Raw genomic sequence first — 22176 nt, forward strand, 5'->3', positions numbered from 1 at the left:
GTTCAGGCCCACGTGGCCGCTTCCCACTTGGCGCGGGCGGCGGCGAAAGCCTCAGGAGAAGCTCCTCGCCTGGCCAGCTCGGGGAAACGGCCCTCCCACGCCTCGACGTAGCCAGCGGCCACCCGCCGATGCAGCAGCGGCCAAGCGTCGATGAGGTGATCCGGATTCAAGAAGGCGGGGTAGTGATCCTGCAGTCCTTGGACGATCACCAGGTTGTAGAGCGCGACCCGCTGGCGGAAGCGTCCCACGTCGTAGCGCGTGTGTCCCGACCAGCACAGGTCCAGAGGGAGATCGACGACACCTTCACGTGGACCGTGCAGGTCGGACAACGACCGTGGGATCCAACGGGGAAGGTGCTCCGTCCAGCTCGCCAACGTCTTGGGCATGGGCCCAGTATGCCAAGGACACGGAACGTACACGGACGCTTACCGAAACTGCTTTCGAGTTCGGTAAGCGCCCGTGATTCGTGTGGTCAGGCCCAGAGCTGGCCTTCGAGGCGCTCTTCGGCCTCCTCCAGGGTGCCGCCGTACGCGCCGGTCGAGAGGTACTTCCAGCCGCCGTCGGCGACGATGAACGCGATGTCGGCGCGTTCGCCCGCCTTGACGGCCTTGTTCGCCATGCCGAGCGCGGCGTGCAGCGCGCACCCGGTGGAGATGCCGGCGAAGATGCCCTCCTGCGCGAGCAGCTCACGCGTGCGCCGCAGGGCGTCCGCCGACGTCACGGAGTAGCGCGTCGTCAGCACCGACTCGTCGTACAGCTCGGGCACGAAGCCCTCGTCGATGTTGCGCAGCCCGTACACCAGCTCGCCGTACCGCGGCTCGGCGGCCACGATCGCCACGCCGGGAACCTGCTCCCGCAGGTAGCGGCCCACGCCCATCAGCGTGCCGGTGGTGCCCAGCCCGGCGACGAAGTGGGTGATCGACGGCAGGTCGTCCAGCAGCTCGGGCCCGGTCGTCTCGTAGTGGGCGCGGGCGTTGGCCTCGTTGCCGTACTGGTAGAGCATCACCCAGTCGGGGTTCTCCTCCGCCAGGCGCTTGGCGACGCGCACGGCCTCGTTGGAGCCGCCGGCCGCCGGGGAGAAGATGATGCGCGCGCCCCACATCTCCAGCAGCTGCCGTCGCTCGGAAGAGGTGTTCTCGGGCATCACGCAGACGATGTCGTAGCCGCGCAGCTTGGCCACCATCGCCAGGGAGATGCCGGTGTTCCCGGAGGTGGGCTCCAGGATCGTCCGGCCCGGGGCGAGCAACCCCTCCTTCTCCGCCTTAGCGATCATCCAGAAGGCGGGGCGGTCCTTGACCGAGCCGGTCGGGTTGCGGTCCTCGAGCTTCGCCCACAACCGCACCTCGGGAGAGGGTGACAGCCGGGGCAACCCGACCAGCGGCGTACGGCCGAGAGAGTCGAGCAGGGAGTCGAAGCGCACGTCAGCCGCCGGCGACGGCGGGCAGCACCGTCACGGTGTCGCCATCGGAGACCTTGGTCTCCAGACCGCCCAGGAAGCGGACGTCCTCGTCGTTCAGGTAGACGTTGACGAACCGCCGCAGGCCCTTCTCGTCGACCAGCCGGGCGCGCAGGCCAGGGTGCCGGGCCTCCAGGTCGGCGAACAGCTCGTCGAGGGTGGCGCCGCCACCTTCGACCGCCTTCGCCCCATCGGTGTAGTTACGCAGGATCGTCGGAATGCGAACTTCGATCGCCATCGCGAGTGTGCTCCTTCGTCGTACGGTCCCGGCATGGCTCAACGCGGCCGGATGCGCGGGGATTCCGGGCTGGGGGAGTCAGCCCTGGCGACAGTCGTAGACGACTTCGGCGCGGCAGTGGCCGAAGAGGAAGTTCTGCACGGGCGTGACGAGCCGAGCCCGGGTCAGGCGCTCCGTCATCGTCGTCACGGGGCTCAGTCTACCGAGTCCGTTTCGTACGACTCGACGACGCGGACCTCCTCCTCATCCACCTTGCCGTCGACGATCCGGTAGGAGCGGAACTCCGTCTCGTCGTCGTGGCGGGTGGACACCAGCACGTAGTGCGCGTTCGGCTCCGAGGCGTAGGAGAGGTCCGTGCGGGAGGGGTAGGCCTCCGTGGCGGTGTGGGAGTGGTAGATCACGACCGGCTCCTCGTCGCGGTCGTCCATCTCCCGCCACACCTTGAACTGCTCCATCGAGTCGAATCGGTAGAAGGTCGGGGAACGCTCGGCGTTCGCCATCGGGATGAACCGGGACGGCCGGTCGGAGCCGACGGCTCCGGCGACGACGCCGCACGCCTCGTCCGGGTGGTCGGCGCGCGCGTGAGCGACGATCTGGTCGACGATGGCCCGTTCGATGGTGAGCATGCGCACAGCGTATCGACGGCCACCGTCGGCCAGATCGTGCAGGCGTACGGGTCAGCGGGGATCGCGCCCCATGTGCAGCCGGACGACCGAGCCGTCGGCCCCGGAGCGGATCTCCACCAGGTCGCACAGCTGCCGGACCGCCCACATGCCGGCGCCCGCGGGCCGGTACGGCGTGGGTGGGAAGTAACCGAGGAACCGGTCGTCGAGGGGCGCGCCGGCGTCCATGACGTCGCAGATCAGCGTGCCGTCCGCGGACCATATCCACACTGATCCGGATCCCCCGCCGCTACGTACGACGTACGCGGCGATCTCGTTGACCGACTGCACCAGGGCGAGGGAACGCTCGCGGGACAGCCCGTGGCGGTCCGCCGCTGCCGCGACGAAGGCCCGCAGCCCGGTCAGGTCCTCGCCCGCGAACCCCCGGCTCATCACCGGCTCGGCGGGCGGGGAGAGCGGGGTCCGGTTGCGTTCGGCGTAGAAGACCGCCGGGTCGGTGAACAGCGTGCTGTGCCGGCTCCCGGTGGCGCCGACGAGCTCGGGGTGGGTACGGCTCACGTCCTCGGCGGCCTCGGGCGGCAGCGAGCGCACGTCGTAGGCGCACAGGAGACGGGTCGGCGTGTCGGCGAACGCCACATTGAGCAGCGACTCCAGCCGGCCCCACTCCCGGATCTCCGGCCGGGTGCGGGCCCGCCATACGGGCTCCGCGACGAGGTACAGCGGGCCCCGCGGCCACCAGTCCTCGCGCGCGTGCGCGAGGTAGGCCGTCAGGGTGCGGGCCGGCGCGCCGAACCAGCGGGACGCGTCGATGAACTCCATCCGGGCGGCCTGGCGGCCGAGCCGGCGGCGTAAGAGCCGGGCACGCTCGCTGATCACGACCGGGCGGCCGCCCTGGGACACGCCCTCACGCAGGAAGGGGAGCGTCACGGCGAGGAACTCGTCCTCATGGCCGTAGAGCAGGGCTCGGTGGACGAGCACATCGACGGAGTCGGTGGCGGTCACACCCGTTCCTCCCTGCTCGGGTCCGGCGGCGACGCCAAAATACCAAGGCGATCGGCGACGAAAGAGAGATAACCGGCCAATCAACCATCATCCACGGACGATGCTTACCAAAGGGCTCGTACAAGGTCCTCTTGGAGATAGGTGAGCCAGTCGTAGGCGGCGAAGGGCGCGGAGCGCGGATCGTTCCAGTCCAGCGAGCGGTTCCGCTCGAGCGACTCTTCGGTGATCTCCAGGCGGGTTCCCAGGGCGAGGCGCAGATCGTTGAGCGACCGCAGCCACACCTGGGCCTGTTCGGCGTCCAGGAGGATGTCCCCGCCCTCGCCGAGCGTCTTGAGCACCAGCTCGGCGGCCGCCCGCTTGTCGTCGCGCAGGGTCCCCTCGGTGTAGCGCCGGAACTCCGCCGACGCCGCCTGATCATCCTGATAGGCGTCGGGGAACAGCCGGGCCAGCACCGGATCGTCGGAGACGGTGGTGTTCTCCGAGAAGCTGAGGTTGGGCAGGCCGTCGTCCCGCATGCCGGGTGAGGGACCGCCGAGCAGATCGAGTAGCTGGGCGACCAGCGCGTGGACGACGGAGGCCTCCTCCCGCGTCATCCTCAGCCGTACGTCACCGCCGTGGACCCGCGTGAACCAGGTGTTCATAACTCAGACATCCTGCCGGACCGTGGCCCACAAGCCGTAGGAGTGCAGGATCTCGCAGTCCCGCTCCATCTCCTCGCGCGTGCCGCTCGAGACGACGGCACGGCCCTTGTGATGCACATCGAGCATCAGTTTCTCGGCTTTCTTCTTCGAATAGCCGAACACGCTCTGGAACACGTACGTCACATACGACATCAGGTTGATGGGGTCATTCCAGACGATCGACACCCACGGACGGTCCGGACGTACGTCTTCGGCGGCGTCCGGCCGATCAAGCTCGACGGGAGCCGTTGTCACCTCAGTGCCTCCTTCCGGGGTGCTGCCCGCACATGGTCTACACACCACACCGTAATCTGCCCCTCGTGGATCATTCGACGGCGCTGTTGACCGATCGCTACGAACTCACCATGCTCCAGGGTGCCCTGACCGCCGGCACCGCGAACCGCCGAGCGATCTTCGAGGTCTTCGCCCGGCAGCTGCCGAACGGCCGCCGCTACGGCGTCGTCGCCGGGACGGGACGGCTGCTCGAGGCACTGGAGTCGTACCGGTTCAGCGGACCCGAGCTGGAGTACCTCACCTCCCAGAACATCGTCGACGAGCCGACCGCCGCGTGGCTGGAGTCGTACCGGTTCTCCGGGAACATCTGGGGCTACGCGGAGGGTGACTGCTACTTCCCCGGCTCGCCGATCCTCGTCGTCGAGGGCAGCTTCGCCGAAGCGGTGATCCTCGAGACGCTCTCGCTGTCGATCCTCAACCATGACTGTGCGATCGCCTCCGCTGCCTCCCGAATGGTACGCGCCGCCGCCGACCGCCCGATCATCGAAATGGGATCTCGGCGCACGCACGAGATGGCCGGCGTGGCCGCCGCTCGCGCAGCCTACCTCGCCGGCTTTCGATCCACATCGAATCTCGAAGCAGGGCGCACTTACGGCGTTCCCACCGCCGGCACCAGCGCGCACGCCTTCACTCTGCTGCACGACAGCGAACGCCATGCCTTCCAGGCGCAACTCGACGCGCTCGGCGCCGGGACGACCCTGCTCGTCGACACCTACGACGTCCCACGAGCGGTCGCGGTCGCCGTCGAGCTCGCCGGACCGGAGCTCGGCGCCGTCCGCATCGACAGCGGCGACCTGAAGGAGATGGCCCGAGAGGTCCGCGAGCAGCTCGACGACCTCGGCGCGCCCAAGACCCGGATCATCGTCACGGGCGACCTCGACGAGTACTCGATCGCCGCCCTCGCCGCCTCCCCCGTCAACGGGTACGGCGTCGGCACATCGCTGGTCACCGGCTCCGGCGCGCCGACCGCGTCGCTCGTCTACAAGCTGGTCGCCCGGGCCCAGACGGACGACGGGCCGCTGCGCCCGGTGGCCAAGGCCTCGGTCGGCAAGCCCAGCAAGGGCGGGCGCAAGTGGGCGGTCCGCCACCGCGACGAGAAGGGCAGAGCCTGCGCCGAGGTCGTCGCGACGAGCGAGCCGACCCCGGGCCCGTACGACCGGCCGCTGCTGACGCCCCTCGTCGTCGACGGCGAGATCGTCGCCCGCGAGCCCCTGTCCGAGGCACGGGACCGCCACGAACGCGCCCTGTCGGAGCTCCCCCCGTCAGCGTTCCAGCTGTCCCGCGGCGAGGTCGCCATCCCGACAACCTTCGTCAACGGCTCCTGACGAGGCCCCACCCCAGCGGAAACAGCTTTGATCCCCGGTGCTTGCTGCGCGTCCATACGCAGCAAGTACCGGGGATCAGCCGACACCGTTCGGCGTCAGGGCTCCTGCGGCACGGGCGAGTCGAGCCAGATGAGTCGTACGTCGGCGCGCCGGGCGACCAGCCGCCGCGCACGGTCCGCGGTCTCGGCACGGATGAGCCTCTGACAGGAGCCGCCGGTCGGGACATAGGCGATGGCCTCATTGCCGAAGTCCAGGCCCCACCCCACCACGGCGCCGTCGTCCTGCTGGATATCCAGCAGTCCCAGAGCGAACCGACGCGGTGCCGTCTCGACCGAAAGCTCGACGAGCTCGGCGAGCAGACGCTGCTCGCCCCACTCCTGAGACCCGTCTCTCGTTACCTCGTGCATGATGACCCCGTTTCCGCGACGCCTGCGATTCCTCAATCCGCAGCGTTTCTCGTGTTGCTGAAACAGTGACAGCACAGAGTTATGATCGCAACACTTTCAGCGACAATCGCCTGAGTGCGCGGCACCAGCACCTCTAAGGTCGACGAGAAGGATCAGCGGAGGAGGCAGACGATGCCGAAACGGCCAGCGACCGTACGGGCTCGAGGTCTCGGTACCGAGCTTCGGGAGTTGCGGGAGAAGAGCCACTTAACAACCCGCGAGGTCGCCAGGAGGCTCGGCTGGTCGGCAAGCACGGTCAGCCGCACGGAGACCGGTCAGCGCAACGTCAGCAGTGAGGACGTTGCCGCACTACTCGCGCTGTACGGCGTGACCGGCGAGGAACGCGACCGACTCCTGACACTGGCCCGCGAGGCTGACCAGCCTGGATGGTGGGAGACCCGACACCCGGGTCTCCCCAGTCAACTCACCGCTTTGATCGGCTTCGAGTCCCAGGCCGCGCAGATCACCGACGTGGCCCTCGTCGTACTCCCTGGACTGTTGCAGACCGCCGATTATGCCCGCGCAGTGATCAACGCAGCGGGCATCCCGCCGATGCAGGCTGAGACGAGAGTTGCCACCCGGCTCGGTCGACAGGCAGCACTTAGCCGCCCGAAGCCGCCTCAATACCGTGCGATCCTGGACGAGGCGGTCCTACGTCGCCCGATCGGTGGCCGAACGACCATGGCGGCACAGCTCCGCCATGTACTAACGATCACCGAACGACCCAACGTCGAGGTCATGGTCGTTCCCTATGATCAAGGCGCGCACCCAGGGCTCGCAGGGTCCTTCGTGCTTCTGACCTTCCCGAAGGCACCAGCGATCGTGCATCTTGAACACAAACGTTCTTCCTTGTTCCTCGACCAACCCGGGGATGTCACAGCATTCATCAAGGCCGCAGACTTGCTCCAAGACGTCGCGTTTGATCCCATTCGTTCAGCTGAGTTCATCGCCTCCGTAGCCAACGAGTACGAAAGCTGAGGGACGGCATGGATGTCTCTGGCGTGGCATGGCGCAAGTCCGTTCACAGTGCCGAGGAGACCAACTGCGTTGAAATCGCAGTGATCCGACACACTGGGATTAGCGAGGACCTGATCCCTGGCGACTACTGCGCATAGGCAGCAGCGACTGCCAGGGATCATCTGGGAGGCCACGCACCGCTGATGGGTTCGTCAGGCCGGGACGGGGACCGGGTGCGAACGGCGGCAGGGCTGGAAGCGGGCCAGGTACGCCAGGGTCGGGCCGCGCCGTGTCTCCAGGTGGAGGCCTGTTGCGTCGGCGAGGCGGTGGAGCCGGCCGAACGGGATCCAGTGGCGGTCGAAGAACTCCCCCACCACGAGCCGTCCCGTCGGCGCGAGCACCCGAGCGGCCTCCTGAAGGACCCGCTCCGGCTCCGGGATCTCGCCCAGCGCGGTGACGAGGTAGACCGCGTCGAAGGTCTCCTCGCCGAACGGCAGCGTCCGGGCGTCGGACTCGGTCGCGGCGATGTTCGTCATGCCGCGCTCCTCGGCGCGGCGGGTCACGTGGTCGAGCATCTCCGGCTGGATGTCGACGACGTCCAGCCGCCCCGCCGGGCGGAGCTGCGGCGCCACGTGCAGTGACTGCAGGCCGGTGCCGGGGCCGATCTCGAGGACCCGTTCGCCGGGGCGCGGGCGGAGCACCTCGTCGAGACCGGCGCAGGTCAGGTACGGCAGCGGGATGTCGAGCAGGCCCCGCTGGGCGTACGGATAGGGCGCCCTGTCGCCGAACCACCACGCTGCCGCCGCGGCGCCGCCGGCGGCGGCCAGTCCCCAGCGGGTACGGCGAGCGGTCAGTACGGTCATGTCTGCTCCAGTGAGTCGTAGGGGTGGGAACCCGAAGCGTCAGGCGCTCCGGGGAAGGGTCGGCGCGGGATCGAGGCGTGGGTACGTCCTGATGGCCAGGACGGCGCATGTGATCGCCAGGGGCAGTTCGGGGAAGACGGCCATCGCCGCAGCCGTGGCCCGGTCGCCGCCCGGTGTGGCCGTGACCACGTCGAACCAGGCGTCCACGACCGGCAGCGGAGCGGTCGCCGCCGCCACCAGGCAGCCGCGAGGGTCACGTCGCTGGAGAAACACGCCCGTGGTGATCAGGCCGAGTGCCTCCAGGCCGTCGAACCCCGCCCATGCGGTCGACCAGTGCGCGGCGACCGCTGTGGCCGGGAGCCCGAACGCGAGCACGAACAGCCACGGGATCAGTGCCAGTCCGGCCCCGATCAGTACGACCGCCGGCAGGCGCGGCCCGTCCCGCCGCCGGTTCGGCGGACAGGCACGGGAGGCGAGGAAAGCAAGGGAACACGAGAGGTCACGAAGTCGGTCTCCTTTGTCGTGCCGTGCCTTCTTGCATCGGCGCCGGGCCGCGACGCCCGGTACGAACCTGTACTGTCCGCCGAACCTTGCGAGTTCCGGATTCAGGCCGCGAGAGGGGATCCGGCTCTCAACACCTTCTTCGTGGCTCGCCGGGATCCTCTTCGCGCGGCGAGCGGCCGGACCGGAGCGGAACCAGAGGAGTCCCGCCCATCGCGGCGACCTCGGTGGACTTCCCACACTCAACGGGAGAGCCGATTGCGTTACTTGGGCAGGTCGTTGGTCCAAGCGGTGGTGATCCGCGCGCCACCGCCGTCGGGGAACGTCTCCTCTCCGCTGCCGAGGGCGAGGAAGTTCGTCTCACGGACCTCGGCCGTCACCGGATCGACGACCATCGTGGGCGGATCGTCGTGGGTCTCGCCCTTCGCCGCCTGGGCCTTGGCCTGCAGGGCCCGGTCCTTCGCCCACTGAGCCTCCTGCTTCCGTTCCGCGGCGGTCGAGGGGGACGGCCGGGCCGGCTCTGGCACTTCGGGCGGCGTGAACTGAACCACCAGGCCGCCGTTCCGCCGGCCGGTCACCTTGACGTGCGGGTACGACGCAAGGGCGCGGAAGGCGGCGGCGCGGACCTTCGGCGGGGCCGGAAGCGTGCTGATCAACGTGAGCAGCGATTCGAACACCTGCAGTTTCTGCCGCTCGCCGGTGAGGGGGCCCGCGCCGGTCATCCTGCCGCTGTGCTCCGCAGAGTCCGCCAGCCACGCCTTCAACCGGTCCGGGTCGGTCGGCAGCTTCTGGATCTGCTGGAAGCTCACATAGTCAGTGCCCAGGTCGAACGGCCGGTCCTTCGGCCAGCCCCGGAGGATGCCCTCGTGGTACACCTCGCCCTCGGTCTTGTCGTCCCTGCGCCACACCTGGCCGTCGCGGCGGGTCCACTCCTCCGAGACGCCCGGCTTGCCGTTCGCGCCATCCTTCTCCTCCAGCCGGAGGTACCAGTAGGTGCCAATCGCCGCCGGCGCCTTCTCAGCGCTGGTGGCGGCGGTGAGGAGGACCTGTCGCGCGGACAGCGGGGCCGTCGATGGCGGGCTGTTGGGCGTGGCGGTGGGTGCCGTCCCGGTCGAGGTGACCAGGATCGCCGTCGCGGCCGTCGCGGCGGTGAGGCCCAGACCGCCGGCCAGCCAGGCGATCCTGCGCTTGCGGGCCGGGCCGCCGCGCATCGTGTTCTGCAGCCGGTGTCGGCTGCGGTCGGCGGCCTCCCGGGACGGCTCCGGGGTCTTGAGCGCCGTCGCGAGCATCGTCAGTTCATCCATTGATTGCCTCCTTGAGCTTCTTGCGGGCGCGGTTGAGCCGGGAGCCGACCGTTCCGGTGGAGATCCCGAGCGCCTGGGCCACCTCGTCGTAGCTGAGCTCGCTCAGGGCGACGAGCAGGACGACGTCGCGCTCGCCCTGCGACAGCCGGGACAGGGCCCTGACCAGTTGCGGCTGCATGCGGGCGGCGGTCACCGACGCGACGACGCGGTTCTCGTGGCTGTCGGCCGCCGGCTCGGCCCCCGACCTGGAGAGGGCCTTGTAGTGCCGTGCCTCCTTGCGCCGGTGCCGGGCCACGAGGTTGGTGGCGATGCCGAACAGCCAGGGACGCAGCTCGCCGCGCCGTGGATCGAACCGGTGACGATCACGGAACGCCACGCAGAACGTCTCCGCGGCGATGTCCTCCGCCGTCTGCGCGTCCAGCCGCCCGGCCGCGTACCGGTAGATGTCGCGGAAGAACCGATCGTGGACGGCGGTGAACCGGTCCGGATCCCGGCGGAACCCGTCGGCGAGGTCGGCGTCGCTCTCTTGCTCGCCCACGTCGGCGGTCATTTCGCTGCCTCCGTCATACGGTGCCTCCAGGTGAGGGGATCAACGTCACCCATGCTTCGCCGGACGCGGAGATCGTCTTCCACGCCTTTCACGCCGGAGTCCTGTTCGAAATCTCGGAGATCGCTCGCTGATGTTTCCGGCCCTGGCGGGGTAGCTTCCTGTCGTTGGAGATCTGGCGGGGAGGCTGCCGTGAGCACAGCGTTGATCATCATTGATGTGCAGAACGACTTCTGCGAGGGCGGGTCACTGCCCGTGAACGGTGGGGCCGCCGTGGCCACGGCGATCTCCACGTACGTACAGGACAACCGCCGGGCGTACGACCATGTCGTGGCGACCCGGGACTTCCATCTGGAACCGGGCGACCACTTCTCCGACGAGCCGGATTTCGCGAGTACCTGGCCGGCGCACTGCGTGATCGGGACTCCGGGGGCCGACTTCCACCCGAACCTCGAGCTGGCGCCGATCGAGACGGTGTTCAGCAAGGGCGAGCGCGAGGCCGCCTACAGCGGGTTCCAGGGCGCCGCCGACGACGGCACGCCGCTGGCCGAGTGGCTGCGCAAGCACGAGGTCGACTCGGTGGACATCGTCGGCATCGCCACCGACCACTGTGTGCGCGCCACCGCCGTCGACGCCGTACGGTCCGGGTTCACCACCCGGGTGCTGCTGGGCATGACGGCCGGCGTGGCGGAGCAGACCACAGAGCGGGCGCTGGAGGAGATGGGCGCCGCGGGCGTCCAGCTGTCCGGGTAGCCGATCGTCCGGGGCTGACCGCTCCTCGGGGCCCGTACGCGCGCGTGTCCTGATCTGTCGGTACGTTGCGAGGTATGCAGAACCCGATAGTCCTCGTCATGGGCGTCTCCGGCAGCGGGAAGACGACGATCGGCGCGATGCTGGCCGGCCGGCTCGGCTGGAAGTACGCCGAGGCCGACGACTTCCACCCGCCCGCGAACGTCGAGAAGATGCACAACGGCATCCCCTTGACGGACGAGGACCGCTGGCCGTGGCTGCGGGCCATCGGCGCGTGGATGCAGGAGCAGACCGACCCCGCCGTGGTGACCTGCTCGGCGCTGAAGCGCAAGTATCGGGAGCTGCTACGCGAGGACCGCCCGGATCTCCACCTCGTCTACCTGGACGGCAGCAAGGAGCTGATCTCCGCGCGCCTCGCCGCGCGGCACGGGCACTTCTTCCCCAAGCAGCTGCTGGACACCCAGTTCGCCGACCTCGAACCACCCCAGGCGGACGAGGACGCGCTGACCGTCTCGATCGACCAGCCGATCGAGAAGATCGTCGAGGAGATCCACGAACGGCTCGGCCTCGCCCGTTGAGCCCCGGCCCGCCCGCGCCGCCTCGGCCTCGCCCGGTCGGCCGAGGCTGCCGCCCGCGGTGACCGCACCCACGAGGCCGCGGGCGGCGCAGGGTGCGGACCCGGTGGTGCGGGTCAGTCGCGGACGCGTGGTGTCGGGCGGGCGGCCCACTCCCGGATCTTGGCGATGCGCTTGCGGACGTCCTCGCTGCTGGCCTGCGCACTGGGCGGCCCGCCGCAGACCTTGCGGAGCTCGGCGTGGATCACCCCGTGCGGCTGGCCGGTGCGGTGGTGCCAGGCGCCGACGAGGTTGTTGAGCTCCTTGCGGAGCGCGTGGAGGTCCTCGGCGGCGGTGTGATCCTCGGCCGTCGGCCCCTCGCCCTTGGTCTTCCGCTGGGCGGCGAGCTGCTCGGCCTGCCGCTGCTTCAGCAGCTTGGCGACCTGGTCCGGGTCCAGCAGGCCGGGGATGCCGAGGAAGTCCTCCTCCTCGGGCGATCCGGGCGCGGCGGTCATGCCGAACTCGCCGCCGTCGAACACCACCCGGTCGAACGTCGCCGACGCCTCGACCGTCTCGAACGGCAACTCCTCGCCGACGTCGGGGTTGTCGCGCTGCCGGTTGGCCTCGGCGATCAGGTCGTCGTCGAGGCCGTCCTCGCGGACCGGCCGGTCGAGGACATGGTCGCGCTCGGTCTCCATCTCGGCCGCGTGCCCCATCAGCGTGGGCACGGACGGCAGGAACACCGACGCCGTCTCGCCGCGCTTACGGTTTCGGACGAAACGACCGATCGCCTGGGCGAAGAACAGCGGCGTCGAGGTCGAGGTGGCGTAGACGCCTACGCAGAGGCGCGGGATGTCGACGCCCTCGGACACCATCCGCACCGCGACCATCCAGCGGTCCTCCGACCCGGCGAACTGCTTGATCTTCTTGCTCGCCGTCGGGTCGTCGGACAGGACGACGGTCGCCTTGGTGTTGGTGATCTCGCGGATCATCTTGGCGTACGCCCGCGCGGTCTCGTGGTCAGACGCGATGATCAGGCCGCCGGCGTCGGGGACCCCTCGGCGCACCTCGGTGAGCCGCCGGTCGGCGGCGGCGATCACCTGCTTGATCCAGTCGCCCTTCGGGTCGAGCGCGGCGCGCCACGCCTGGGCGGTCTGGTCCTGGGTGAGCGGGTCGCTCAGGCTGGCGGTGATCTCGTCTCCGGCGCGCGTGCGCCAGCGCATGTCGCCGGCGTACGCCAGGAAGATCACCGGGCGGACGACCCCGTCGGCGAGCGCCGGGCCGTAGCCGTAGGTGTAGTCGGCGCGGCTGCGGCGGACGCCGTCCGGGCCCTCCTCGTACAGCACGAAGGGGATCGGGTTGATGTCGGTGCGGAACGGCGTGCCGCTGAGCGACAGCCGCCGGGCGGCCGGCTCGAACGCCTCCCGGATCGCGTCGCCCCACGAGCGGCCGTCGCCCGCGTGGTGGACCTCGTCGAGGATGACGAGGGTCTTCTGCGTCTCGGTGCGGTTGCGGTGCAGCGCGGGATGGGCGGCGACCTGGGCGTACGTCACCGCGACGCCCTGGAAGTCCTTGGCCGTACGACCCTGGGAGTTCTTGAACTCCGGATCGAGCTTGATGCCGACGCGGGCCGCCGAATCGGCCCACTGCCGTTTCAGGTGCTCGGTCGGGCAGACGACGGTGATGCGGGCGATGGCCTTGCGGTGCAGAAGCTCGACCGCGAGGCGCAGCGCGAACGTCGTCTTACCGGCGCCGGGCGTGGCGACGGCGAGGAAGTCGCGCGGACCGGTGCGGAAGTATTCCTCCAGGGCGCCCTGCTGCCAGGCACGCAGCGCTGTCGCGGTGCCCCAGGGTGCCCGGTCGGGCAGCGCGGGTGGGGTGTCTGATGCGGCGAACGTGCTCACGGTGAAAAGAGGCTACCGCGCCCCACTGACAGGACGGGCCCCGCGTCGAGTGATGTCCGAGACGCTTGGAACCCTCGTTACCCCTGTCGCACCGCGCCGTCACCGGTACGTCGCCTGGCGGGCCGACGAGGCGGGAACGCCGATCCGGTACAAGGCCAGCATCGCGCGGATCCGTCGGCCCTGGCCGGGTGTGAACTCCCACATGCAGCTGTCGAAGGCGTAGTCCATGATGTTGTGCACCGGGTCGGTGCCGGGCCCCGGGCAGGTCTTCTTGGACACCGGGCAGCCGATGGTGGGCAGCGCCTCGTACGGCGTGTCGTCGACGCCGTCGCCCGGCGGCTGGCAGCCGTTCTCGAACGTGTGGAACAGTCCGAGCCAGTGACCGATCTCATGGGCCGCGGTGAGCCCGCGGTTGAAGTGCGGGAAGGTCCCGCCGGGAAGGCTCCGGTAGTCGACCACGACGCCGCCGAGGCCTGGGCGGCCCCGGGCCCACTGCGGGAACGTCGAGAACCCGAGCATGTCGAAGCCGACCGCGGCGGTGTAGAGGTTCAGCGTGCCGGGCCCGCCCCGCGCGAGCGCCGCCTCGATCGGTATTCGGTAGTCGTGCGGCCGCTGGAACCACTGGACGTTGGTCGTCTCGTCCGCTCCGTCGAGCCGGAAGGACACCCCCGTGTCGGCGGCCTGAACCCTCCTGGCGGTGGACCGCGCCGCACCCGCCAGCCGCCCGCCGTATGCGGCGTTGAGGACGGCCACCTGCTGCTCCACGGCGGCGCGGGACAGCCGGCCGTTCTGGCCGTCGGTGAGCACGTGAAACCACAGTGGCACCACGATCCGCGGCGGAATCCGGTGAGCGGCCGCCAGCGCGTGCTCGTCGGTGCTGCCGTACCGCGCGCGGAGCCTGGCGGCGAAGTCGCGCAGCATCGCCCCGATCTGGTCCGGGGTCAGCGTGTCGCCGTCCGCGGGCCGCTCCGACCGGGCCACCGTCGTACGGCGGGCGCACGAGGGCGCCGTACCGTACGCCGGCCGGCCGCCGGTGCTCCCGGGCACCGCTGCGCACGACGCCAGGACGACGCCGAAGAGCCCGCTCAGACCTCTCCGTCTCAACATGATCCCCCCGAGACGGAGAGGCTAGCCGTCACGCCGTCGGGCGACGCCCGACGCGCGGGTCCTTCACGCCGATTTGACGATCACTCCTGGCCGTCGCCGGCGGCCATCGATTCGTAGATCTCCTTGCACTCCGGACACACCGGGTATTTCTTCGGATCGCGGTTGGGCACCCAGACCTTGCCGCAGAGCGCGATCACGGGAGTGCCACTGACGGCACTCTCCATGATCTTGTCCTTCTGCACGTAGTGCGCGAACCGCTCGTGATCACCATCGCCGTGGGAGAGATCAGGCCTGGTGTCACTCTCAGGAAGGATCTTCGTACTCACGAGCTCAGTTTAGTGACGGATCCTCGGGAAACGTCGCCACGAAGGCGAGTTCGCCGCCTTGGCGGCGCAGAACGGCGGGCCACAGCCCGTCCGGGTCCTCGGCGAAGACGTCTCCGGACTCCGCCGGAAGGACGTACCAGGCACCCTCCTCGATCTCTGACCGAAGCTGGCCGGTCCCCCAGCCGGCGTATCCGGCGAAGACCCGGAACCGGATGACCTCCGGCGCGAGGATCTCCGGCGGCACGTCCAAATCGACGAGGCCGACTCTGGCCACCGCCGGGCTGCCGTTCAGCGCCCTCCAGCCGAGCGGCTCGTCGGTGCCCGGCACGTGCGCCAGGGCGAGCGCGCTGTCGAGCGCCACCGGCCCGCCCTGGAACACCACCGAAGGCCCGGTGACCAGCTCCGACCAGGGCGGCAGGACCTGATCGACCGGCACCTCGGTCGGCCGGTTGAGCACGACACCGAGCGTGCCGCCCTCCTGCTCGTGCTCCACGATCAGCACCACGCTGCGCCGGAAGTTCGGGTCGACCAGCTGCGGCGTCGCTACGAGCAGCCGGCCGGTGGAAATGCCGTCGTCCATGCCTTCATCATGCTTTGCTCGAGGGCGGAGGGAACACAGGACGGTCGGGTCGGTCGGTTACGCGCGCGAGGAGCGTGGGTAATCGGCAGAATACCGGCGTAGATCATCACCCCCCCGGAGGATGCGATGCCGCTGTCCAGGGTCGCGATAGCGGCCGTGTTCTTCATCGTCGGGGCGCTGATCGTCTTCCCGATGGTCGCGAACTCGTCGTCGTCATCGCATGCGGCCGGCACCCCATCGCCCAGCGTCAGCGTCTCCGCCAGCACGACGCCGCGTCCGACCAAGAGCTCCCGGCCGAAGCACAAGGCCTCCCCCTCGCACACGTCCACCCGGCACTCGACCACGGAGCCGATGCCGACCGTCAGCACGTCGGCGCCGCTCAAGGTGCAGATCGGCAAGGTCCGGTGCCCCGGCCGTACGGTCCTGGTGTCGGTCGTCAACAGCAGCGCGCAGGCCCAGGACTACGCCATCCTGACCGACGGATCGATCTCCGTGGCGGATCGCATCCCGGCGGGGGCGACCCGCAGGTCGAGCGTCAACGTCAAAGAGGACCACACGACGACCGTCGCCGTGACCTGGCGCAACCTGCCGGTCGACAGCGTCGACCGGCACGCGAACTGCGTCCACAAGACCTCGGATCAGACCCTGCCCCACACCGGCCCCGACAGCGGGATGATCGTCGCCCGGGTCGCGACCGGCATCGCCGCCATGCTCACCGGCATCATCATCTTCTGGTACGGCCGCCAGTGGCCACGCCGCCGCGGCAAGATGTTCGACGACACCCACTGACCACCGCGTGAGCGGGCGCGCGTCATCTGGACTGAGGAGCGCCGGGAGCGAAGCGACCGGAGTGACGAGGGAAGACGGCGCGTTGGGCGCCCGCTCACCGCGCTCGCGGAGCGAGCGCCATCTAACGCGCCGCGGTGGCGGCCTTCTGGACGGCGGCGGCGACGGCGTGGGCGACGTCCGGGTGGAAGACGCTCGGCACGATGTAGTTCGGGCCGAGTTCCCCGTCGGTGACCACGTCGGCCAGCGCCTGGGCGGCCGCGTGCAGCATCTCCAGCGTGACCGTACGGCTCTGCGCGTCCAGCAGCCCGCGGAAGACGCCGGGGAAGGCGAGCACGTTGTTGATCTGGTTGGGGTAGTCGCTGCGGCCGGTGGCGACCACGGCGGCGTGCTCGCGCGCGGCGGCCGGGTCGACCTCCGGGTCGGGGTTGGCCAGCGCGAAGACCACGGCGCCGTCGTTCATCGTGGCGATGTCGTCGCCGTTGAGGATGCCGGGGGCGGACACGCCGATGAAGACGTCGGCGCCGCGGACCGCTCCGCGTAGGTCGCCGTCGTAGCCCTCGGGGTTGGTGTTCTCGGCGACCCAGCGCAGGGAGTCGTCGAGGTCGTCGCGGCCGGAGTGCACCGCGCCGTACATGTCGCAGACCACGACGTGCTTGGCGCCGGCGTGCAGGAGCAGCCTGAGGACGGCGTTGCCGGCCGCGCCGGCGCCGGCCATGGCGATGCGCACGTCGGCGAGGTCCTTGCCGACGACGCGCAGGGCGTTGGTCAGCGCGGACAGCACGACGATCGCGGTGCCGTGCTGGTCGTCGTGGAAGACGGGGATGTCCAGCAGGTCGCGGAGCCGCCGCTCGACCTCGAAGCAGCGCGGCGCGGAGATGTCCTCGAGGTTGATGCCACCGAACGCCGGAGCGAGGATCTGGACGGTACGGACGATCTCGTCGGTGTCCTGGGTGTCGAGGCAGATCGGCCAGGCGTCGATGCCGGCGAACCGCTTGAACAGCGCCGCCTTGCCCTCCATGACCGGCAGCGCCGCCTCCGGCCCGATGTTGCCGAGGCCGAGCACCGCGGACCCGTCGGTGATCACCGCGACGCTGTTGCGCTTGACGGTCAGCCGACGGACGTCCTCCGGGTTGCGGGCGATGGCCAGCGACACCCGCGCGACGCCAGGGGTGTAGGCCATCGACAGCTCGTCACGGTTGCGCAGCGGCACCTTCGACTGCATCTCGATCTTCCCGCCGAGGTGCATGAGGAAGGTGCGGTCGCTCACCTTGTGGATCGTGACGCCGTCGAGCTGCTCGAGGGCGTCGACGATCTCCTGGGCGTGCTCGGTGTCGCGGGTGGCGCAGGTGACGTCGATGCGGAGCCGGTCGTGGGCGGCCGGGGTCAGGTCGAGCGCCGTGACGATGCCGCCGGCGCCCTCCACCGCTCCGGTGAGCTGGCTCACGGCCTTGCCCCCCGCGGGGACCTCGAGGCGGACGGTGATCGAATATGACACGCTCGGCACGGTGGCCACGTCAACTGCTCCTTTGTGAGGCGAGACTCCGCACGCCAATGGTGTCATCCCTGCGTGCGGAGGTGATGGTGAGGTCAGCTGATCGCGTGTGCAGCCGTCACCACGATGTCGGCGCAGGCCGCCGCGGCCAGCCGCGTACTGTCGATGACCAGATGATAAAGCCCGGGATCCGCCGGGTCTGCCCGGTAGAAGTGTTTGACGTACGCGGTGCGCGCCCGGTCGTTGTCGTCCAGGAGGCGCTCGGCCTCCTCGGCGGAGACCTCCAGGGACTCCTCGATGCGGGCGATCCGCCGTTCGCGGGGGCCGTCGAGCCGGACGTGCAGCGTCGCGGGGTGCCCGGCGAGCACGATCTGCGCGGCGCGGCCGAGGATCACCGCTCCCTCGCCTCGGTCGGCGACCTCCTCGATCACCTGCTCGGTGCGGGTGACGAACTCCTCTTCGGGGACGACGCCGCGCTGCGGCAGGTAGACGTCCATGCCGCCGAGCGTGACGTTCGGCAGGCGTGCGGCGTTGGCCAGGATGCGGCCGAGACCGTGCTCGGCGCGGTCGTCGTGGACGAGCGCCTCTTCCAGCGAGCAGCCGATGTCGGCGGCCACGGTGTAGGGGATGGCCCGGTCGACGAACGGCACGCCGAGGCGCTCTGCGACGGCGGGACCGATGACGCTGCCACCGGCCCCGAACGCCGCGGAGATCGTGACGACTACGGCCATCACACGCTCATTTCACGACCCTAGAAGAGCGCCGAGGCGAGCTTTCGCCGGGCGTGGCCCACGCGCGGGTCGTCCGGCGGAAACACCTCGAACAGCGCGACCAGGTGCTTGCGGGCGGTATCCCGCTCGTCCCCGGAGGTGCGGCGCACGGTGCCGATGAGCCGGTCGAAGGCCTCCTCGACCCGTCCTTCGACCAGCTCCAGGTCCGCCGCCTTGGCCTGGGCGGCCGCGTCCCCGGGGCGCTCGGCCGCGTCCTTGCGCACGGTGGCCGGGTCGTAGGACTGCGTACGGCGCTGGAGCTCGACGAGGGCCAGGCCGCTCTTGGCGAACGGGTCGTTCGGGCTGGTCTCCAGGATCCGGCCGAAAGCCGCGCCGGCCGCGTCGAGGTCGCCCCGCTGGAGAGCGGCCTCCGCCTCGATCTCCAGCGGATCGGCGGCCGGCTGCTCGGCGGCCTCGGGCCCGGCGCCCTCGGGCAGCAGGCCCTGCTGGCGGAGCGCCTCGAACAGCTGGTCCAGCACCTGGCGCACCTGCGACTCGGGTGCGGCGCCGTTGAGGACGGGCAGCATCTGGCCCGCGACCACGGCCGCCACGAACGGGATGCCCTGGACGCCCATCCGGGAGAGCTGCTGGGCCAGGGCGGGGTTCGCGTCGATGTCGACCTTGGCGAGCACCCAGCTGCCGGCCGCCTCGCCCGCGAGCTTCTCCAGGATGGGGCCGAGCTGCTTGCACGGCTCGCACCAGTCGGCCCAGAAGTCGATGAGCACCGGGACGCTGCGCGACCGCTCGACGACCTCGGTGTTGAACGTCGCGTCGGTAACGTCGATGACGTGAGGAGAGCCTCCCGAGTCCCCCGAGGAACCCGAGGCGGCACGCTGCTGCTGTTTCTGAGCCGCGGCACGTCGCGCACCGAGGTCGATCGCACCGTGCAACGAGAAGTCCGATGACGTCATGAGTCCATCCTGCCGCATGCGCCGCCGAACGAATACGCGCGCCCGCCAGGTGATCGATCAAGCCGTCTCCACAGCCGCGCGGATGAGCCGCGGCCGCGGAGAACCTCCCACGTCACCGGGGGGTGGGCCGGGCCGGTCGCCGGGAACCGGCGGGCTCGGAGCAACCGGTCGTCAGAATCGGGCGGGCTCGGAGTAGTCGCCCCACTCTTCCCGCAGCACGCCGCAGATCTCGCCGAGGGTCGCCTCGGCCCGTACCGCGTCCAGCATGGCGGGGATCAGGTTGTCGTCGGTCCGGGCCACCTCGATCATTCGCCGCAGCGCCGCCTCGACGGCCGCGCGGTCCCGGCTCCCGCGCCGCTCCGCGAGGAGGCGGTTCTGCTCCCGCTCGACCTCGTGGCCGACCCGCAAAATCTCCAGCGGCTCCTCGATGCCCTGGGTGTGGCAGTTCACGCCGACGATCTTCTTCTCACCCTTCTCCAGCTGCTGCTGGTACGTGAACGCGGCGTCGGCGATCTCGGCCATGAACCAGCCGTCCTCGATGCCGCGCAGGATGCCGCCGGTCATGGAGCCGTCCGGGCTCATGTCCTTGATCCGCACGAAGATGCGCTCGGCCTCCTCTTCGAGGCGGTCGGTGAGCGCCTCGACGTACCAGGAGCCGCCGAGCGGGTCGACGACGTTGACCACGCCGGTCTCCTCCATGATCACCTGCTGGGTGCGCAGGGCGATCTCGGCGGCCTTCTCGCTCGGCAGGGCGAGGACCTCGTCGAGGGCGTTGGTGTGCAGGGAGTTCGTGCCGCCGAGCACGGCGGCGAGGGCCTCGATGGCGGTACGCACGACGTTGTTGTCGGGCTGCTGGGCGGTCAGCGACACCCCGGCGGTCTGGGTGTGGAACCGCAGCCACTGGGCCTTCTCCGACGTCGCGCCGTACACGTCGCGCAGCCAGCGCGCCCAGATCCGCCGCGCGGCCCGGAACTTCGCGATCTCCTCGAAGAAGTCGACGTGCGAGTCGAAGAAGAACGACAGGCCGGGAGCGAAGGCGTTGACGTCCAGCCCGCGCGACAGGCCCAGCTCGACGTACCCGAAGCCGTCCGCGAGCGTGAACGCCAGCTCCTGAGCGGCCGTGGAACCGGCTTCCCGGATGTGGTAGCCGGAGACGCTGAGCGGCTTGTAGGCGGGGATCTCGGCGGCGCAGAACTCCATCAGGTCGCCGATGAGGCGCAGGTGCGGCTCCGGCGCGAACAGCCACTCCTTCTGCGCGATGTACTCCTTGAAGATGTCGGTCTGCAGCGTGCCGTCGAGGCCGTGGACATCGGCGCCCTGACGCTCCGCCGCCACGAGGTACATGCAGAAGATCGGCACTGCGGGCCCGGAGATCGTCATCGACGTCGTGATGTCGCCCAGCGGGATGCCGTCGAACAGGACGTCCATGTCGGCGGCGGAGTCGATGGCCACGCCGCAGTGGCCGACCTCGCCGAGCGACTTCGGTTCGTCGGAGTCGCGGCCCATGAGCGTCGGCATGTCGAAGGCGACCGACAGGCCGCCACCGCCCGCACCGAGGATCATCTTGTAGCGCTCGTTGGTCTGCCGGGCGTTGCCGAACCCCGCGAACTGCCGGATCGTCCAGGTGCGCCCGCGGTAGCCCGTGGCGTACAGGCCGCGCGTGTAGGGGAACTCCCCCGGCCAGCCGATGCGCTCGAACCGCGGGTCCGCGGCGGGCGGCCCGTACACCGGCTCGACCTCGACGCCGGAGAGCGTGGTGAAGTCCGCGTCGCGTCGGCGGGAGGCGTCATACCGCTCCTGCCAGCGACGGCGGCCCTCTTCGATGTCCCGGATCTCCATGAGCGCTCCTCAGGCCGATGACTCCCTAGATACTAGGATGTCCTAGTATCTAGCCGGCCACCACTCCCACTCCCCGTGAGCGGCGCGCGTCGTCTGGACTGAGGAGCGACGGGAGCGGCGACCAGACGAGGGAGGACGGCGCGTGGGGCGCCGCGAACCGCGCTCGCGGAGCGAGCGCGGTCAAGCAGGGCGTGAGCGGCTTCTAGTCCTCGAAGTCGCCGACGGCGACGCGGAGGCCGCGCAGTACGTCGACGATCTGATCCAGTTCGCCGTCGCCGTACGCGCCCATGCCGAAGTCCGCGGCGAGCAGGTCCGCCGTGGCGCGCTCGACCGTCTCCCGGCCGCTGTCGGTGATCTCCGCGAGCACGCCGCGGCCGTCGCGGGGGTTGGGGCGGCGCCGGACGTACCCCTGGCGCTCCAGCCGGTCGATCGTGTTGGTGACGCTCGTCGGGTGCACCATCAGCCGCTCGCCCATCTTCGACAGGGGCAGCGCGCCCTTACGGCTGAACGTCAGCAGCACCAGGGCCTCGTACCGGGCGAAGGTGAGGCCGTACGGCTTCAGCAGGGCGTCGAGCTCGGCGATCAGGATGGCCTGCGCCCGCATGATCGAGGTCACCGCGAGCATGGCGGGCGACCGCCCCCAGCGACGCTCCCAGAGATCTCCGGCACGGGCGATCGGATCGAAAGGCAGGTTGAGCGGCTTTGCCACTCACCTACGCTATCGCCTGACCGGCCCCGGATCCGCCGAATCACGCTTGATATCGACGTGTCCGCCCCGCTAATCACCGCGAATCAGCCGCAATCCCGGCGGCCGACAAAGGAACGCTGACACTCATCATCAAGGCAAGTTATAGTTCCATTGTCGACGCGTGCGGACGACGGCAAAGAGGGGCGTCCACGCAACCGTTCAGCGCGGTG

At 69.9% G+C, this 22176-nt stretch carries 27 protein-coding genes; 5 read left to right on the forward strand and 22 right to left on the reverse strand.

The window, feature by feature from the left end:
• Window positions 1-2: 2 nt before the first annotated feature.
• The 7 genes from AB0I04_RS35690 to clpS all read right to left on the reverse strand — a co-directional run bounded on the left by AB0I04_RS35690 (window position 3) and on the right by clpS (window position 4254).
• Window positions 3-386: a hypothetical protein gene (locus tag AB0I04_RS35690; protein WP_360894813.1), complete on the reverse strand. Its 384-nt coding sequence runs from the start codon at window positions 384-386 to the stop codon at window positions 3-5.
• Window positions 387-472: 86 nt separating this feature from the next.
• Window positions 473-1420 (reverse strand): cysteine synthase, encoded by a 948-nt coding sequence (locus AB0I04_RS35695; RefSeq protein ID WP_360894816.1) that lies wholly within the window; start codon window positions 1418-1420, stop codon window positions 473-475.
• A gap of 1 nt (window position 1421) precedes the next feature.
• Window positions 1422-1694, reverse strand: coding sequence for a MoaD/ThiS family protein (locus AB0I04_RS35700; RefSeq protein ID WP_360894819.1), 273 nt, complete (start codon window positions 1692-1694; stop codon window positions 1422-1424).
• Between the two features lie 194 nt (window positions 1695-1888).
• Entirely contained in the window at window positions 1889-2320 is a 432-nt protein-coding gene (locus tag AB0I04_RS35705) for a M67 family metallopeptidase (RefSeq protein WP_360894822.1), read from the reverse strand.
• A gap of 51 nt (window positions 2321-2371) precedes the next feature.
• Complete coding sequence (locus AB0I04_RS35710; RefSeq protein WP_360894825.1) at window positions 2372-3319, reverse strand: sensor histidine kinase; 948 nt, start codon at window positions 3317-3319, stop codon at window positions 2372-2374.
• A gap of 104 nt (window positions 3320-3423) precedes the next feature.
• Window positions 3424-3960, reverse strand: coding sequence for a DUF2017 domain-containing protein (locus AB0I04_RS35715; RefSeq protein ID WP_360894828.1), 537 nt, complete (start codon window positions 3958-3960; stop codon window positions 3424-3426).
• A 3-nt stretch (window positions 3961-3963) separates the two neighbouring features.
• Entirely contained in the window at window positions 3964-4254 is a 291-nt protein-coding gene (gene clpS, locus AB0I04_RS35720) for an ATP-dependent Clp protease adapter ClpS (protein WP_360894830.1), read from the reverse strand.
• Window positions 4255-4286: 32 nt separating this feature from the next.
• Here clpS and AB0I04_RS35725 point away from each other — a divergent pair, with 32 nt between their 5' ends.
• Window positions 4287-5618, forward strand: a complete 1332-nt coding sequence (locus AB0I04_RS35725) for a nicotinate phosphoribosyltransferase (RefSeq protein WP_360894833.1) — start codon at window positions 4287-4289, stop codon at window positions 5616-5618.
• Between the two features lie 95 nt (window positions 5619-5713).
• Here the strand turns inward: AB0I04_RS35725 and AB0I04_RS35730 are convergent, their stop codons facing one another.
• The gene (locus tag AB0I04_RS35730; protein ID WP_360894836.1) at window positions 5714-6025 is read right to left on the reverse strand and encodes a hypothetical protein; all 312 of its coding nucleotides are present in this window, start codon (window positions 6023-6025) and stop codon (window positions 5714-5716) included.
• Window positions 6026-6139: 114 nt separating this feature from the next.
• Here AB0I04_RS35730 and AB0I04_RS35735 point away from each other — a divergent pair, with 114 nt between their 5' ends.
• Window positions 6140-7042, forward strand: a complete 903-nt coding sequence (locus AB0I04_RS35735) for a helix-turn-helix transcriptional regulator (RefSeq protein ID WP_360894839.1) — start codon at window positions 6140-6142, stop codon at window positions 7040-7042.
• Window positions 7043-7233: 191 nt separating this feature from the next.
• Here AB0I04_RS35735 and AB0I04_RS35740 read toward each other — a convergent pair whose 3' ends face one another.
• The 4 genes from AB0I04_RS35740 to AB0I04_RS35755 form a co-directional block, all read right to left on the reverse strand.
• Window positions 7234-7884: a methyltransferase domain-containing protein gene (locus AB0I04_RS35740; RefSeq protein ID WP_360894842.1), complete on the reverse strand. Its 651-nt coding sequence runs from the start codon at window positions 7882-7884 to the stop codon at window positions 7234-7236.
• Window positions 7885-7923: 39 nt separating this feature from the next.
• Window positions 7924-8259 carry a hypothetical protein gene (locus AB0I04_RS35745; protein WP_360894845.1) on the reverse strand — a complete coding sequence of 112 codons (336 nt, stop codon included), beginning with the start codon at window positions 8257-8259 and terminating at the stop codon, window positions 7924-7926.
• Window positions 8260-8648: 389 nt separating this feature from the next.
• Window positions 8649-9689, reverse strand: a complete 1041-nt coding sequence (locus AB0I04_RS35750) for a CU044_5270 family protein (protein WP_360894848.1) — start codon at window positions 9687-9689, stop codon at window positions 8649-8651.
• Complete coding sequence (locus AB0I04_RS35755) at window positions 9682-10239, reverse strand: RNA polymerase sigma factor (protein ID WP_360894850.1); 558 nt, start codon at window positions 10237-10239, stop codon at window positions 9682-9684. The genes AB0I04_RS35750 and AB0I04_RS35755 overlap by 8 nt, the downstream gene beginning before the upstream one ends.
• 189 nt (window positions 10240-10428) lie before the next feature.
• Between AB0I04_RS35755 and AB0I04_RS35760 the strand changes: the two genes are divergently transcribed.
• Together AB0I04_RS35760 and AB0I04_RS35765 are read left to right on the forward strand one after the other, a co-directional pair.
• Entirely contained in the window at window positions 10429-10989 is a 561-nt protein-coding gene (locus tag AB0I04_RS35760) for a nicotinamidase (protein ID WP_360894852.1), read from the forward strand.
• 74 nt (window positions 10990-11063) lie between these two features.
• Entirely contained in the window at window positions 11064-11564 is a 501-nt protein-coding gene (locus tag AB0I04_RS35765; RefSeq protein WP_360894855.1) for a gluconokinase, read from the forward strand.
• 113 nt (window positions 11565-11677) lie between these two features.
• Here AB0I04_RS35765 and AB0I04_RS35770 read toward each other — a convergent pair whose 3' ends face one another.
• The 5 genes from AB0I04_RS35770 to AB0I04_RS35790 all read right to left on the reverse strand — a co-directional run bounded on the left by AB0I04_RS35770 (window position 11678) and on the right by AB0I04_RS35790 (window position 15840).
• On the reverse strand, window positions 11678-13444 hold the full coding sequence (locus AB0I04_RS35770; protein WP_360894858.1) for a DEAD/DEAH box helicase: 1767 nt from the start codon (window positions 13442-13444) through the stop codon (window positions 11678-11680).
• 99 nt (window positions 13445-13543) lie between these two features.
• A complete protein-coding gene (locus tag AB0I04_RS35775; protein ID WP_360894861.1) occupies window positions 13544-14551 on the reverse strand; it encodes a zinc metalloprotease in 1008 nt (335 codons plus the stop codon).
• Window positions 14552-14631: 80 nt separating this feature from the next.
• The gene (locus tag AB0I04_RS35780; RefSeq protein WP_360894864.1) at window positions 14632-14877 is read right to left on the reverse strand and encodes a DUF3039 domain-containing protein; all 246 of its coding nucleotides are present in this window, start codon (window positions 14875-14877) and stop codon (window positions 14632-14634) included.
• 4 nt (window positions 14878-14881) lie between these two features.
• Window positions 14882-15457 carry a YqgE/AlgH family protein gene (locus tag AB0I04_RS35785; RefSeq protein WP_360894867.1) on the reverse strand — a complete coding sequence of 192 codons (576 nt, stop codon included), beginning with the start codon at window positions 15455-15457 and terminating at the stop codon, window positions 14882-14884.
• Complete coding sequence (locus AB0I04_RS35790) at window positions 15421-15840, reverse strand: hypothetical protein (RefSeq protein ID WP_360894870.1); 420 nt, start codon at window positions 15838-15840, stop codon at window positions 15421-15423. The genes AB0I04_RS35785 and AB0I04_RS35790 overlap by 37 nt, the downstream gene beginning before the upstream one ends.
• Here AB0I04_RS35790 and AB0I04_RS35795 point away from each other — a divergent pair.
• The gene (locus AB0I04_RS35795) at window positions 15809-16246 is read left to right on the forward strand and encodes a hypothetical protein (RefSeq protein WP_360894873.1); all 438 of its coding nucleotides are present in this window, start codon (window positions 15809-15811) and stop codon (window positions 16244-16246) included. The two genes, AB0I04_RS35790 and AB0I04_RS35795, sit on opposite strands and share 32 nt — an antisense overlap.
• 121 nt (window positions 16247-16367) lie before the next feature.
• Here the strand turns inward: AB0I04_RS35795 and AB0I04_RS35800 are convergent, their stop codons facing one another.
• From AB0I04_RS35800 to AB0I04_RS35820, 5 genes are all read right to left on the reverse strand, one after another.
• Window positions 16368-17759, reverse strand: coding sequence for an NAD-dependent malic enzyme (locus AB0I04_RS35800; protein ID WP_360894876.1), 1392 nt, complete (start codon window positions 17757-17759; stop codon window positions 16368-16370).
• Between the two features lie 74 nt (window positions 17760-17833).
• The gene (locus AB0I04_RS35805) at window positions 17834-18469 is read right to left on the reverse strand and encodes a cytidylate kinase-like family protein (RefSeq protein WP_360894879.1); all 636 of its coding nucleotides are present in this window, start codon (window positions 18467-18469) and stop codon (window positions 17834-17836) included.
• 20 nt (window positions 18470-18489) lie between these two features.
• Window positions 18490-19419: a tetratricopeptide repeat protein gene (locus AB0I04_RS35810; RefSeq protein ID WP_360894882.1), complete on the reverse strand. Its 930-nt coding sequence runs from the start codon at window positions 19417-19419 to the stop codon at window positions 18490-18492.
• Window positions 19420-19590: 171 nt separating this feature from the next.
• On the reverse strand, window positions 19591-21258 hold the full coding sequence (locus AB0I04_RS35815) for a methylmalonyl-CoA mutase family protein (RefSeq protein ID WP_360894885.1): 1668 nt from the start codon (window positions 21256-21258) through the stop codon (window positions 19591-19593).
• A 202-nt stretch (window positions 21259-21460) separates the two neighbouring features.
• Entirely contained in the window at window positions 21461-21967 is a 507-nt protein-coding gene (locus AB0I04_RS35820; RefSeq protein WP_360894888.1) for a MarR family transcriptional regulator, read from the reverse strand.
• Between the last annotated feature and the right edge of the window lie 209 nt (window positions 21968-22176).

Origin of the sequence: Actinoallomurus sp. NPDC050550, assembly GCF_040655075.1 — a bacterium.
Classification (GTDB): Bacteria; Actinomycetota; Actinomycetes; order Streptosporangiales; family Streptosporangiaceae; genus Actinoallomurus.